We start from the raw sequence: 14145 nt of genomic DNA on the forward strand, positions 1-14145 counted from the left end.
GCGAACCTCGCAGACCATGCCCAGTGGGTAGACTTCCGGCCGGGGAATGACGGGGTCTGCTGACGGAACCCGTCGCCGGTCGACGAAGGTGGATCATGAACTTGGTTTTGGGTGTGACGGTGGGAGCCAGCGCTGTGCGTTTGGCGCGCCCGGGGACGCCCGACCACAGTGGTCCGGTGTTCCGATCCAGAGCGGTCGATCGCGGTCGTGAGATTCCGGAGGAAGTCGCAGCGGAGGCAACCGGCGTGGCCTTGACCGAGAATGCCGATCTCGGCAGCAATACGGTCGTCGCCTACCGGGATCAAGCGCAGGCCGGAGCACTCCAAACAGCGTTCGAACAGAAAGGCATCGACAACTTCGAGCTGGTTCCCGAAGTAGTCGCGACGCTTCGAATGCTCGAGGTGTCCGGTGCGCTGACCGACCAGAGCACACTCGTCGTCGTCGACATCGGTAGTTCTGGATCGACGATCAGCATTGTGGACAGGCAGATGCGGTCTACCGTCGTCACCGCCCGGTCGACGCGGGTCAGCGGAGATCACTTCGACGAACTCGTCTACTCGGATCAGACCGTGCGTCGCCGTATAGCTACGCCGGCCGACCCGGGCGGCGATGCCGAACTGCAGGCGCGATGCCGACTCGCGAAGGAACAGCTGTCCTCACGAAGTGCGGTGTGCCTGCCCGGGCCCGGTGGGCTTCTCCTGCTGTCGCGGGAAGTTTTCGATTCGTTGGTCGTCACGTCGGTGGAGGCCTTCGCACGCGAGATACGAGAGGTCATCGCAACGTCCGGCCGTAACCCCGACGCGATTCTCCTGATCGGTGGCGGTGCACGCATTCCGATCGTGCGGGCGACCCTCGCCGCGTGGCTGGAGTGCCCCCTCATCGCGCCCGAGCAGCCGGAACTCGTGACTGCGCAAGGCGCTGCGCTGATCGCGGAGTCGTCGATGACGCCATCGGCGCGCGCGGTATCTGCCCCGGTTCAGGTTCCGGCTGTAGCGCCGATCTTTGCGCCGTATCCGATCCACACCCCGGCGGAGGTACCCGTTCCGGTTCAGGCGTTCAGCCACGGAGGGGTGGCAACGCTCGCGGAATCGGAGCGGCCGAATGCCTTGTCCGAAGCCGCTTCCGGCACGAAGTCCGTTCCGCAGGAACAGGTGCCGAGCCCTTACGCGGCGGAACTGCCTCAGCCGCGACCGAACCGACACGAGCAACGATTCGATCCGGCCGCAAATCTCGCGGTCGCCGACAGCGACCAGGCCACGGACGGATTCGGTACAGAACATGACGCCGACACCGAGGCTGTGATGGTTGACGCCCAGGCGTACTCGGCGATGTACGAAGGCGAGGCACCCGGGGCAGGAACCGCACACCCGTCCTGGCTCGCCGGGACACAACCCGTCGAATCGACATCCAAAGAGCCGAGAAACCCGCTACGGTTCGCGGGCCTCGGCGCCGGTGTGATCGCGGCGATCGTGATCGTGGGGTTGGGATTGGGCTACGGAGGAAAGGTCTTCGATTCCGAGGATGCCGGACCTGTGGCAACCGAGGTGACTACGCCGCCGCCGACGACCACGACTACCCCGCCGCCTACGACCACAACGACCCCGCCCCCGACGACGACGGAGGAAGCCCCTCCGGTCGTCGAGGCTCCGCCAGTCGTGCAGGACACTTACGTGCCGCCCGCGCCCGCTCCCGCGCCGCCACCGCCCGCGATCTACATTCCGGGGCTTCCGCCGATTCTGTTACCGGTTCTCCCACCGATTCCCGGACTCTGAGGCTCGCTTTCAGCGTTTGGAGTGTCGGCCGCCTGACGTGGGGCCGGCCTTGACCGCACTACCGGGTGGGCGAGCCAGAATCACGGCGATAGCAGTAGTGAGCGGAACAGATAGCGCCAGAGCAATCCCGCCGACCGCGGACCGTACGATTTCGATCGCTACAGCGTCACCGACCAGGACGTCCTGAAGAGGGCGACCGCTGACGCTGAAAAGCAGAAGCAGTGGCAACGCCCCGCCGGCGTACGCGAGAACCAAGGTGTAGACCGTGCTGGCGATGTGATCGCGTCCGACCCGCATCGCCCCGCTGAACACCTTTCGGCGGGGTGCGTGCTTGTCGAGTTCGGCCAACTCGAACGCCGAAGATGCCTGGGTGATGGTGACGTCGTTGAGAACACCGAGCGATCCGATGATGAAGCCCGCCAGCAGCAGGCCCGTGATGTCGATGTGCTCGATGTATGTCTGCACATTGGTGTTCTGCTCTTCGGACAGCCCGGTGAGGTGCGTCAGTTCGATACAGAGGTAGGAGAGAACGGCAGCGAGCACCATCGCGGCAAGGGTGCCGAGCAAAGCCGAACTGGTCTTGAGTGAGACACCGTGCGCCAGATAGAGAACCGCGTACAAGATCACCGCGCCGGCGACCAGTGCAACCGGTATCGCAGGCTTACCGTCGAGCAATGCGGGCAGGAGAAACCCGACGACGACGCCGAAGGCGATCACCAGACCGACGAGTGCGCGTAGTCCGCGCCACCGCGCAACGGCGATGATGACGACGGCGAACGCGATGACGATCAGCGCCAGTGGGAGACCACGCGAATAGTCTTCGAAGGAGTACTGCGTGTTTCCGTTCGGGTCGGTCTGACGCACCAGGCGAATGTGGTCACCGACCCGTAGATCCGGTTGTCCGGCACCCGGGATGATCTCGAGGAGTGTCTTCGTTCCGGCATTCGGCCCGGACTCGATATCGACGATACTGCGCTGGCACTGATAGGCGGAGGTGGGTGGCGGTTGCGGTGCACCGACGAATACCCTTCCGGCGGAGGAACTTCCGCAGTCGCCGAGATCCTGCATCGTGACGGTGCCCGCCTCGGTCTCCACCGAACTGCCGTCGGCATTCTGAAAGGGGAGCGGGACGGGAATGGTGTTCTTGTCCGGCCACAGCGCGACAGCTGCCGCGACGACAACCATGCCGATGACGACGAGCAAGCCTATGACGACGCGTGATGCGGTGGGGCCGATCTGGATGGGGCCACCGTGGCCGTGGCCGTGACTCATCGGAAACTGAGTGTCGGACTGGGGATTTGCACCGGTGCAATGTTATCGGCTCCGAAGCGAATGGTCAGCTTCTGCGGATAGTGTCGATCGACGACAGCGTCGGCACAGATGATTTCCGGGAAAGAGGCGAAACTGGGATTGGTCGAGCTGGGTGGCGGGGAACAGGGGGGGTTGTCCCCGCCACCAACCTGGTATCCACAGGGGGGGGAGGGATACCAGGTGCTCGCGGCACCGAAGTGCTGATAACCAATGTACCCAATTTCAATCGGGTTTGGCGCGTTGTCCAACTACCAATTTCACGACGAATCACGTACCGGTTGGACCGTTTTCGCATCAGGGCAGGTCACTAAATAGTTAAAGTGTCAATCAAACCGCCTGGTATGCGAATGTTGTGACGAAGGTCTCACAAATACCCCGCACTTTTACGTTTACGGGGTATTTGTACAACGAATTGTTTACCTGATTTTGCCTGATTCGACCGGCCGAAATCACTGCTTGTAACTGGTGAGGAAGTTGCCGAATCGCTCGATGGCCACGGCGAGATCCCGGGCCCACGGAAGGGTGACGATCCGAAGGTGATCGTGGTTCGGCCAATTGAATCCGGTGCCTTGAACCATCAGGATCTTCTCCTGGAGAAGCAGGTCCTGAACCAACTTCTCGTCGTCGTGGATCTCGTAGACGTTCGGATCCAGACGAGGGAACGCGTAGAGCGCGCCGCGGGGTTTCACACACGAAACACCCGGAATCATGTTCAATCGCTCCCACGCGACGTCGCGCTGCTCGAGCAGGCGGCCGCCGGGCAGGATCAGGTCTTCGATGCTCTGGTGTCCGCCGAGGGCGACCTGAATGGCGTGCTGTCCGGGGACGTTGGGGCACAGGCGGGTCGACGCCAAGAGGTCGAGTCCCTCGAGGAAGCCGGCGGCGTGATCCTTCGGGCCCGTGATCGCCACCCAGCCGGAGCGGTAGCCGGCGACGCGGTAGGCCTTCGAGAGGCCGTTGAACGTCAGGCACAGCAGGTCCGGGGCAAGCGTTGCCAGCGAGATGTGCTTTGCGTCGTCGTAGAGGATCTTGTCGTAGATCTCGTCGGCGAGCAGCAGAAGCTGATGCTTGCGTGCCAGATCGACCAACTGCTGCAGAACCTCCATGGAGTACACCGCACCCGTGGGGTTGTTCGGGTTGATGACGAGGAGAGCCTTGGTCTTGTCGGTGATCTTGGATTCGATATCGGCGATATCGGGATTCCAGTCGTTGGCCTCGTCGCAGAGATAGTGGACGGGCGTGCCTCCGGACAGGCTCGTCATCGCAGTCCACAGCGGGTAGTCCGGCGCTGGGATCAGAACCTCGTCGCCGTTGTTGAGGAGGGCCTGCATGGTCATCGTGATCAGCTCGGAAACACCGTTACCGAGGTAGATGTTGTCGACGTCGAGCTCGGGGAAGCCGGGAACCAGCTCGTAACGCGTCACGATTGCGCGCCGCGCCGACAGAATGCCCTTCGACTCCGAATAGCCCTGCGCATAGGGCAGGGCGGCGATCATGTCGCGCATGATCACATCGGGAGCATCGAATCCGAACGGTGCCGGGTTGCCGATGTTGAGCTTGAGGATCCGGTGTCCTTCCGCCTCCAACCGGGCGGCATGCGCGTGCACCGGCCCACGGATTTCGTACAGGACGTTCTGGAGCTTCGACGACTGCTCCAGCTCGCGCTGCGGCTGACGATGGCGGACGGGTTCTGGTGTGCTCACGAGTTACATGATTCCACCACTGTGCAAGTGCATTGTCGGGGACCGTGTCGCGCGACCAGTTGGCTATTGTCGAGCGATGACCCCCAGCGAGCAGATTGCAGCCCCGTACGGATCGTGGACTTCTCCGATCGGAGCAGCGGATCTGGCTGCAGGTGGCCACCCTGTCGAGGGTGGACGATACGTCGGTGACGAGATCTGGTGGGCTGAACTTCGTCCGACCGAGGGTGGTCGGACATCGATCCGTCGATCCGGTCTCGACAACCAACCCGTCGACATCCTCCCTGCGCCGTGGAACGCGCGGACCAGGGTTCACGAGTACGGCGGTGGCGCCTGGACCGTCACCGAGTCCGGAAAACTGGTCTTCAGTGAATTCTCCGATCAACGGGTGTACATCCTCGAAGGAGTCACTCCGCGGGCTCTGACGCCTGAACCCGCGTCGCCGGCCGCGTTGCGATACGCAGACCTGCAGATCGTGAACGGTGAGGTGTGGGCGGTTCGGGAAGCGCACGCGGAGGGCAGGGCGATCACTCGCGATATCTGCGCGATTCCGCTGGACGGTTCCGGCAAGGTTCGCTCGATCGTCGGCGGCTCGGACTTCCTCTCGTCACCGAGGCTTTCGCCGAGTGGAACCAAAATAGCCTGGATCGCGTGGAACCATCCGCAAATGCCCTGGGACGGTACCGAACTGCGGGTAGCTCCACTCGTCGACGGCGTCGCTCAGAACTACTCCGTGCTGATCGGCGGACTTGAAGAGTCCGTCCTGCAACCGGAGTGGATCACCGACGACGAACTCTACGCAATCAGTGATCGCAGCGGCTGGTGGAACATCTATCGAGTCGGCGGCAAGATCACCCCGATCTGCCCGGTGAGTGCGGATTTCGGTGGCCCACAGTGGCGCTTCGGTGCGCGCTGGTTCGTCGAACTCGACAACGGGCACCTTCTCACCGCACGCACGGTGGGAACCGACACGCTGGCGGTACTCGATCCGGCGTCGGGGGAACTGCGCGACATCGCGATCCCGGGTGTCACCAGCATCGGCCTCATGCAGGTTCGCGGCGATCGGTTGCTGCTCACCTCGGGAGGCGCGAAACTGGCGGGCGCGCTACGCGAGTTCGACCTCGGTACCGGCGAACTCACCGAAATCCGTTCGTCGGTCGAAGAATTGCCCGAGTCTGCATACCTTCCGGAAGCGCGAGCTGTCGTGGCTCACGGACACGGGCGAGAAGTTCACGCCGTTGCGTATCCGCCGCGCAGTCCGCGATACAAAGGACTCGACGGCGAACTGCCGCCATACGTTGCGTTTGTTCACGGTGGGCCGACGGCGCACGTCGCCCCGGCCCTCAACCTCGTCTACGCCTTCTTCACCAGCCGCGGAATCGGCGTCGTCGATGTGAATTACGGCGGGTCGACCGGCTACGGACGTGAGTACCGCAACCGGCTGCGCGGACAGTGGGGTGTCGTCGACGTGCAGGACGTCGTCACCGCCGTCACCGGGTTGGCTGAGCAAGGGCTTGCCGATCCGGCCCGCCTTGCCATCGAAGGCGGATCTGCCGGTGGATGGACCGTTCTGGCCGCACTGACGACGTCCGACGTGTTCGCTTGTGGTGCTTCCTATTTCGGCGTGGCCGAACTGGACCTGTTCGTGCAGGAAACTCACGATTTCGAATCGCGCTATGTCGACGGTTTGATCGGCCCGCTGCCGGAATCTGCCGACCTGTACGCGGAACGTGCTCCGCTCAACAACGTCGACGGGTTGAACTGCCCGGTGTTGCTGCTCCAGGGTCTCGACGATCCGATCGTGCCACCTTCGCAGGCGGAGCGATTCCGGGATGCTCTGGTGACCAAGGGTATTCCGCATGCCTACCTGGCCTACGAGGGTGAATCTCACGGATTCCGCAAGCAGTCGACCATCATCAGCTCACGCAACGCCGAGCTGTCCTTCTACGGGCAGGTGCTCGGATTCACCCCACCCGGCATTGCGACGCTCGAGCTGTGGAAGCCTGCGATCAGTAGCTGACGGCCCCGCGGCTGCGCGCAAAGGCCGCGAGGATCCGGCCTACCACCAGTGACGGGGTCGACAGGTCGGCCCACGTCCACCTCGCGACTTCCCACCCCGCGTCACGGAGTCGGTCTTCGCGGAGCTTCTCGTTCCAGAGCACGTCCTCGGCGCTGCGACCGGCGGGCACCAGTCGGCCGTATTTGATGCGGCCGTCGAACTCTCCGATGGTGCGCTGCTCACGCCACAGGAAGTCGACGCGGCCGGCCAACCCTCGGGCGTCGTGGATTTCGACCTGGGGTTCGGGGAGTGGTAAGTGCTCCTGCAGGAACAATGCGAGGCTCCGTGATTCACCGACGCTTTCGATGCGCGAGTCCATCGCGGTGAGCGCGTGGAGCGCATGTCGATGGCGCGGATGGTTCGGGCTGAGTGCAAGCGAGGCCGCAACTGCATCTTTGGTCAACGCTGAACGGTGCAATGCTGAATTGCCCACCACGAGAGCCGGTTCGAAAGGGAGCGTCCTCGCGAGATCCGCAACAGTTCGTGCCGGAGTCGTGACGCGCAGGCCGTCGACGTGGGTGACCTCGTCGTCGGTGAACGATACCGAGTGCACGTGTCGTCGAGCGGATTTACGGCCACCGCCTCGTCGGTCCCGAGAGAGGTGCACAACTTCGAGCGGAGTGTTCCAGAGTTCGAAGCCGTGCACCACCGCTGCCGAGATGTGGCTGACCGCTGCATGTGCCGAAGCGGTACCGGCCACAGCCTCGACGCGCAATCGATGTAGCCCGTAGGCGTCGAGGCGGGACAGGTGGTCGCTGGGTACGTAGGCACCGCGATGGATTCTGGACCAGTTTCCACTCGCGCAGGCCTGCCGGATCTCGGAATCGGTACGACCTGTCGACAGTTGCTCTGGCCGACGGATGATGCGTATTTGTTCCCCCATACCGATCGATCTTGCTGCGCCCGGCACTGGAAAGGAAGCCGTGAACCCTGGGCTGTGGATAGCCGTGAGTGAACACCACTTGTCCACAGTTCGAACCGGTTTCGCGTCGCTGGAGAGGGTGTTGGGTGTGGGGAAACGGTGGCAGGTTCTCGGTGTCGCACTCTAGGCAACCCTTGCGTCCGGAGCGTTTGCGTGCCAGGCTGTTGAACTATGACTACAGGAAAGGCGGACACCGCCACCGTCGCGTGAGCGCCGCACCGTTTCGCTCGTCGACGTCACGTCGAGCGACATCGACCGAGAACATCGATATCTTCGATGAAGACAATCAGGCCTTGGAAGCAGTCCGCGACGTATGGCTCGAACGCGGTCTGTGTACACGTCCGGCCGATCGATCCACTGCAGAATCTGCTGTCGCGCAACTATACCGACGATCCGGGCTCCCGAAACCGGAGTTCGTCTGGGTTCAGTCGCCCTCTGCTGGATCGGATCTGATCGCCGCCGAAGGTCTGTCGAACAAGATGTCCTTCGACGGCACTGGACTCGACTGCGCTTGCGGGCACATCGCGAGCATGTTTTCGGCGTCGCGCCGACGTATGAACGCGCGTATCGAACGTCGGAGCATTGACTGGCAGATAGAACGCTGGAAGATGGAACGTCGCGCGTTCGGGGGCGTTGGTGCCAGCGTGTCCGAGGGGTCGGATCAGCGGGGGTCGACTCAGCGGGGTTCGACTCAGCGCCGCGTCAATCCAGCGCGGATCATCAGATCCGCAATCTGGGAATCGTTGCACACCACACTGTTCGACGGCGTCGCAGCTGCGATACGAACGATGTCGAACCCGGTGGCGGGTGGAGTGACCTGGTACGGGCAGCAGGACGCCCATCGAATCGCGTACTTCGACACATGCCATCGATACGGTCTTGCGACCTTCCGCTCGGAAGACCGTGAACTTCTCGATGTGCAGACCGCACTGGCTGACTCGACCGGGTGGTGGTGGGCGTTCGACGACGTGTGCATCATGGCGGAACGACCCAGGGTCTTGCACTCGGAGCGGATACCGGGCAGTGCGCGGGGAGAACGCCGACTCCACCACTCTGATTCCCCGGCACTCGAATTCGCAGACGGAACAAAGGCGTTCGTTCTGCACGGAGCGATCGTTCCCGACTGGGTAGTGCTCGACCCGACCGCCGAACGCATCGCACACGAGCGCAATGTAGAGATCCGTCGATGTGCAATCGAGCGGATCGGTTGGGATTCCTACATCGAGCTGGCCGGCCTGACACTGGTCGACCAAGCCGACGATCCCGGTAATGCCGGTTGCCTGCTGCAGCTCTACGCGTCCCCGGAGGGCTGGGGCCGAAGTGGACGCATTCTCCTCGCGGTCAACGGTTCTTTCGAACGCGACGGGCATCGGCGTCGATACGGCCTTCACGTACCCGGATGGTTTACCTCCGCGTTGGATGCCGCCGGTTGGACTTACGGCATCACCGGCGCCGATTACTCCCGTCTCGTTCGTCGAACCTGAATCTCGACCCCTCAAGCCCCAATCCTCAAACCCTCAATCCCTCAATCCTCAAACCCTTGGTGATACTTATGAACTCGAACATGACCTTGTCCGCTCTCACCACCCTCACCGGCCTCGATGTCTTCGACTACCTGGACCAGGAAGTGTCCATTCCTGTGATCGACGGACTTCAGGCGCAGGGCGATCTCATCGTGATCCCGTTTTCGCTGCTCGCAAATATCGTGGTGCCTCTGCCGTGGACACGCTCTGTGAGAGTGCCGCTCTCGGGAGTGGAGCTGCTGCGAAGCGCTGCGGGCGGTAACCCCCACAGTCTGGTTGCAGACGAAGGGGAGTGCACGTGGTCGACGCCGGTGAAAGATGCTCGGGGCCTTGCGCTCGGCATGCTCGACACCCGAGTGACCGCGTACCTGATCCATCCGGAGCACGGCGCGACCGGAATCGCTCCGGGGCGATACGTCATCGGACGGCAGCAGGAAAGGGGCGTCGGGCGTGCGCGCGGTGCGGTGATGCTTGTCGCAGATTGACAGGGCGACCTCGATTTGGCAGCGGGGGAGTGAGCACCACTTGTCCACGGCGAGCACCGCTTTCCGCGTAGAGCAAGGTGTGTTGAGTCGAGGGAAAGGGTGCTCGGTCGGGATTGGCTCCCCACACAAACACGAATGCCCTCACCATGACGGTGAGGGCATTCGCGTGTGGAGCGGTTACTTCTTGCGGCCGGGAGCCTTTGCGCCGGCCTTGAATCCGAGCCCACCTGCCTTGGGGGCGGGCGGCGCGGCAGCAGGAGCCGGAGCTTCCGCGGGTGCGGACGCTTCAGCAGGTGCTTCGGCGGCGGGTTCTGCCTTCACAGGTTCGGCGGCGGGTTCTGCCTTCACGGGTTCAGCCTCGGGAGCCGGTGCCGCAGCTGGCGCCGGGGCTGCAGCAGGAGCTGCCTTCCGAGCGCCGGGAGCCTTTGCACCCGACTTGAATCCGAGTCCGCCGGCCTTGGCGACCGGTGGAGCCTTCGGGGCTTCCGCCTCGGCGGCCGGAGCCTCTGCGGGTGCCTCGGCGGGTGCAGCCGGAGCAGCGGCAGGTGCTTCAGCAGCAGGTGCAGCCTTCGCGCCAGGAGCCTTGGCGGCGCCCTTCATCTGCAGTCCCTTGCCGCCGGGAGCCTTGGCGCCGGACGCCAGGCCCAGACCCTTCGGCTTGGCGACGGGTGCAGCAGCTTCGGGTGCAGCAGCCTCAGCTGCCGGTGCTTCCGCTGCCGGTGCGGCAGCGGCCTTTGCTCCGGGTGCCTTGGCGGCGCCCTTCATCTGCAGTCCCTTGCCGCCGGGAGCCTTGGCTCCGCCCGCAAGACCGAGCCCCTTGGGCTTTGCCGCGGGTGCGGCCGGTGCAGCAGCTTCGGCGGCGGGAGCTTCCGCGCTTGCGGCGGGAGCCGCCTTCTTGGCGCCGGGAGCCTTTGCCCCGCCGGCCATTCCGAGGCCCTTGCCTGGTGCCTTGGCACCGGGAGCTTTTGCACCTGGTGCTTTGGCGAGGCCCTTCATGGCCAGACCCTTGCCTGCCGGTGCAGCCTTGGCTTCCGGAGTCGCGGCGGCTTCCTCGACTTCGGCGACCCGATCCTGCTCGACGGTCTCAGCCTTTGCCTCAGCAGCGACCGGGGCCTTCTCACGCGGGATCACCTTGATGTTCTCGCCGAGCTGGGCGGGATCGAGGCGGGTGACGGAGTTCAGCATCAACTGCGCGACGTCGACGACCTCGACGCCTTCGCCCTGGCCTTGCTCCTGGCGGGCAGTGACGCCGTCGGTGAGCATGACGCGGCAGAACGGGCAACCCGTGGCGATCTTCTTGGGGTTGGTGGAGAGCGCTTCGTCGACGCGGTCGACGTTGATGCGCTTACCGATGTTCTCTTCCATCCACATGCGAGCACCACCGGCACCACAGCACATGGAACGTTCGCCGTGACGCGGCATTTCGACCAGCTTGGAGCCTGAGGCTTCCATGAGTTCACGGGGAGCGTCGTAAACCTTGTTGTGGCGTCCGAGGAAGCACGGGTCGTGGTAGGTGACGTCTTCGCTCACGGACGCAACCGGGATCAGCTTCTTCTGGCGCACCAGACGGTTGAGCAGCTGGGTGTGGTGCACGACCTCGTAGTCGCCGCCCACCTCCGGGTACTCGTTGCCGAGGGCGTTGAAGCAGTGCGCACAGGTGACGACGATCTTGCGCTTCTTCTGCTCGATACCGTCGAAGACCGAGTTGAGCATCTCGATGTTCTGCATTGCGAGCTGCTGGAACAAGAACTCGTTGCCGGCACGACGTGCGGAGTCGCCGGTGCAGGTTTCGTCGGCGCCGAGGACCATGAACTTCACTCCCGCGGTGGCGAGGAGTTCGGCGACAGCCTTGGTGGTCTTCTTGGCACGGTCTTCGTAGGCGCCGGCGCAGCCGACCCAGAAGAGGTACTCGTAGTCCTCGAAGCTGTCGGCGTCCTTGCCGAAGACGGGGATCTCGAAGTCCATCTCGTTGATCCAGTTGAGGCGATCCTTGGAGTTCTGGCCCCAGGGGTTGCCCTTGTTCTCGAGGTTCTTGAACAGGCCGGCGAGCTCGGAGGGGAACTCCGATTCGATCAGGACCTGGTAGCGACGCATGTCGATGATGTGGTCGACGTGTTCGATGTCGACGGGGCACTGTTCGACGCAGGCGCCGCAGTTGGTGCAGCTCCACAAGGTTTCGGCGTCGATGACCGGGGCCATCTCACCTTCGACGGTTTCACCGACGAGCTTGCGGTCGGCCTCGAGGCGTGCGGCCTCGGGGATGGCTGCGAGTGCGGCTTCCTTGACGTTGCCTTCGCTGTCGACGAGTCCGATCTCGTCGCCGCCCATGTCCTTGCGTCCACCAGCGAGCAGGTACGGGGCCTTGGCGTAGCCGTGGTCACGCAGCGACATGATGAGCAGCTTGGGGGAGAGCGGCTTTCCGGTGTTCCAAGCAGGGCACTGGGACTGGCAACGCCCGCACTCGGTGCAGGTGGTGAAGTCCAGCCAGCCCTTCCAGGAGAAGTCTTCGATGTTTCCGGCGCCGAGAGTGTCTGTGTCGGGGTCGACGTTCTCCATCGTCAGGACTTTGCCCTTGGACATCATGGGCTTTGCCGCGCCGAGCGCGACGGTGCCGTCGTCTTCACGCTTGAAGTAGATGTTGAAGAACGCGGAGAAGCGGTGCCAGGCGACGCCCCAGGTGATGTTGCGGCCCACGATCGCGAGCCAGATCATGCCGGTCATCAGCTTGACGAACGCGAACACCGAGATCATGACGGGGCTGGCGGGAAGCAGTTTGGCGACCTGCATGGTGAAGAAGTCGGTCCACGGGTTGGCGTGACCGTAGGTCGCGATCTTGCCGGCCTTGACCATGATCATGCCCAGGCCCTCGAGCAGGACGATGCCCTCGATGACGTAGGCGGCCTTGAAGTTGGAGCCACCGAACCGGGACAGGCGCGCAGGCAGGCGCGGGTGGTTGAGCTGACGGATCACGATCAGCGTGGTGATACCGATGACGGTGCCGAGGCCCAGGATCTCGTCCCACAGGTGCCACGCCCACGTGTTACCGAAGATGGGCCAGTGGAACTCGGGGTTGAACGTCTGGCCGTAAGCCTCGAACCAGAGCAGGAATCCGCCGAGGAAGCCGACCATGACGAGCCAGTGGGCCCAGCCGACGCTGCGGAACTTGTTCATGCGCGTGTGCGCGATGAACTCGATGATCATCTGCTTGAAGCGAGGGAAGAACGGGCGCCATCGATCGGGTGCCGACTGGCCGATGCGCACGGTGTTGAACATCCTCAGCGCGCCTGAGAGGAAGATGTACCAACACACCAAGCTCAGCAGAGCACCAATCGTGCCCAACGTAATCGTCAGGGCATTCATGTCGCGGCCTTTCGTTTCAGGGCGACGCGTCGGCCACCTCGGGACAGCCCACTGATACTAACCTGCGTTATGTTACCCGCCAGTAACTAGCATTACCAGCCTGTAGATACCGACTGGTAACCGCTCGTGGCCTGGAGAGATCAATCTTCTGCGTCGGACGGGCTTGGTCAAACGCAGACATGTCTGGTCGTCACGTTAGGCGGTGGCCGTCGGGCTCCTTTCTGTCAGGCAGCCCTAACTCGGTTTCCGGGCAGGTGAGGACAACCGACCGGCTGTTATCGTTACGCCCGTCACGCACAGGGGAAACGGGTGGTGTGAGTCATCGACTTGCGCCCGCTCGCTCCCGGGGAGGATCAAAAATGTTCATTCGTAAAGCTGCGGCCATCGCAGCGATGACCATTGCCGCTACGGGCATCGCTGCAGGTACTTCTTACGCAGCTCCGGAGACGTCACCCGACGTTTCGTACACCGCCGAGGTCGTCGACCAGGCTGTTGTCACCACCATCGATGCTGGGGCATTCCGGGTATCGGGTGACGGCACACACGTCGACTTGCAGAACAGCCAGGGCGCAACTCTCGTGAGCCTGCCGCTCGCGTTCAACCTCGGGGACGTTCAGTTCCCGTTCGACGAGACCGTCAGTGAGGACGGCAAGACCCTCACCCTCAAGCCGAACCTGGACCCGGCCAGCTCCAAGCCGAAGCCGGTCGCTGCCGAGTTCACCCCGGTTGCTTCGCCTGACGAGGATCAGAAGGCAATCGAGAAGTTCCAGTCACAGCTCGGGCTTGCCACGCAGATCGGTAGCCTCACCGGCACGATCGTCGGAGCAGTCATCGGTTGCATCGTGGGTCTGCCCGGCCTGGTTATCGGCTGCCTCCCCGGCATGGTCACCGGTGCCGGTATCGGTGGAGTCGCCGGTACGATCCTCGCCGGCGGCGGAACCGCAATCGTCGCGGGGATGGACCTGATCCAGGTCCTGAACGCTCCGGCCGGAACAACTCTCTTCCAGTAAGCA

Annotated in this window: 9 protein-coding genes; 5 read left to right on the forward strand and 4 right to left on the reverse strand. The window is 63.4% G+C overall.

Annotated elements, in window-relative coordinates; all coding sequences use genetic code 11:
- The first annotated feature begins 95 nt into the window (after positions 1-95).
- Entirely contained in the window at positions 96-1772 is a 1677-nt protein-coding gene (locus tag AC2ETI_RS15945; RefSeq protein WP_483634113.1) for a DUF7159 family protein, read from the forward strand.
- A gap of 9 nt (positions 1773-1781) precedes the next feature.
- Here AC2ETI_RS15945 and AC2ETI_RS15950 read toward each other — a convergent pair whose 3' ends face one another.
- Together AC2ETI_RS15950 and AC2ETI_RS15955 are read right to left on the reverse strand one after the other, a co-directional pair.
- Positions 1782-3044, reverse strand: coding sequence for a YibE/F family protein (locus AC2ETI_RS15950; RefSeq protein ID WP_030535944.1), 1263 nt, complete (start codon positions 3042-3044; stop codon positions 1782-1784).
- 488 nt (positions 3045-3532) lie between these two features.
- Entirely contained in the window at positions 3533-4786 is a 1254-nt protein-coding gene (locus AC2ETI_RS15955; RefSeq protein WP_019747413.1) for a pyridoxal phosphate-dependent aminotransferase, read from the reverse strand.
- A 76-nt stretch (positions 4787-4862) separates the two neighbouring features.
- On the opposite strand from AC2ETI_RS15955, the gene AC2ETI_RS15960 reads away from it, so the two are divergent.
- The gene (locus AC2ETI_RS15960) at positions 4863-6803 is read left to right on the forward strand and encodes a S9 family peptidase (RefSeq protein WP_483634114.1); all 1941 of its coding nucleotides are present in this window, start codon (positions 4863-4865) and stop codon (positions 6801-6803) included.
- On the opposite strand, the gene AC2ETI_RS15965 is transcribed toward AC2ETI_RS15960, so the two are convergent.
- The gene (locus tag AC2ETI_RS15965; protein WP_477993619.1) at positions 6793-7725 is read right to left on the reverse strand and encodes a hypothetical protein; all 933 of its coding nucleotides are present in this window, start codon (positions 7723-7725) and stop codon (positions 6793-6795) included. The genes AC2ETI_RS15960 and AC2ETI_RS15965 overlap by 11 nt on opposite strands.
- Before the next feature lie 245 nt (positions 7726-7970).
- On the opposite strand from AC2ETI_RS15965, the gene AC2ETI_RS15970 reads away from it, so the two are divergent.
- Both AC2ETI_RS15970 and AC2ETI_RS15975 read left to right on the forward strand, forming a co-directional pair.
- Complete coding sequence (locus AC2ETI_RS15970; protein WP_483634115.1) at positions 7971-9248, forward strand: DUF6745 domain-containing protein; 1278 nt, start codon at positions 7971-7973, stop codon at positions 9246-9248.
- Positions 9249-9316: 68 nt separating this feature from the next.
- The gene (locus AC2ETI_RS15975; protein ID WP_031331720.1) at positions 9317-9772 is read left to right on the forward strand and encodes a hypothetical protein; all 456 of its coding nucleotides are present in this window, start codon (positions 9317-9319) and stop codon (positions 9770-9772) included.
- Between the two features lie 177 nt (positions 9773-9949).
- Here the strand turns inward: AC2ETI_RS15975 and AC2ETI_RS15980 are convergent, their stop codons facing one another.
- On the reverse strand, positions 9950-13132 hold the full coding sequence (locus AC2ETI_RS15980; RefSeq protein WP_483634116.1) for a (Fe-S)-binding protein: 3183 nt from the start codon (positions 13130-13132) through the stop codon (positions 9950-9952).
- A 359-nt stretch (positions 13133-13491) separates the two neighbouring features.
- Between AC2ETI_RS15980 and AC2ETI_RS15985 the strand changes: the two genes are divergently transcribed.
- Positions 13492-14142 carry a DUF8020 domain-containing protein gene (locus AC2ETI_RS15985; protein ID WP_092764958.1) on the forward strand — a complete coding sequence of 217 codons (651 nt, stop codon included), beginning with the start codon at positions 13492-13494 and terminating at the stop codon, positions 14140-14142.
- Positions 14143-14145 lie beyond the last annotated feature (3 nt).

This window comes from Rhodococcus sp. MurmanLake-1, from assembly GCF_056945715.1.

Excerpts from the sequence above, each read along its gene's own strand:
- AC2ETI_RS15945 (WP_483634113.1), top strand. The coding sequence starts at position 96 with ATGAACTTGGTTTTGGGTGTGACGGTGGGAGCCAGCGCTGTGCGTTTG.
- AC2ETI_RS15950 (WP_030535944.1), bottom strand. The coding sequence starts at position 3,044 with ATGAGTCACGGCCACGGCCACGGTGGCCCCATCCAGATCGGCCCCACC.
- AC2ETI_RS15960 (WP_483634114.1), top strand. The coding sequence starts at position 4,863 with ATGACCCCCAGCGAGCAGATTGCAGCCCCGTACGGATCGTGGACTTCT.
- AC2ETI_RS15965 (WP_477993619.1), bottom strand. The coding sequence starts at position 7,725 with ATGGGGGAACAAATACGCATCATCCGTCGGCCAGAGCAACTGTCGACA.
- AC2ETI_RS15975 (WP_031331720.1), top strand. The coding sequence starts at position 9,317 with ATGAACTCGAACATGACCTTGTCCGCTCTCACCACCCTCACCGGCCTC.
- AC2ETI_RS15980 (WP_483634116.1), bottom strand. The coding sequence starts at position 13,132 with ATGAATGCCCTGACGATTACGTTGGGCACGATTGGTGCTCTGCTGAGC.
- AC2ETI_RS15985 (WP_092764958.1), top strand. The coding sequence starts at position 13,492 with ATGTTCATTCGTAAAGCTGCGGCCATCGCAGCGATGACCATTGCCGCT.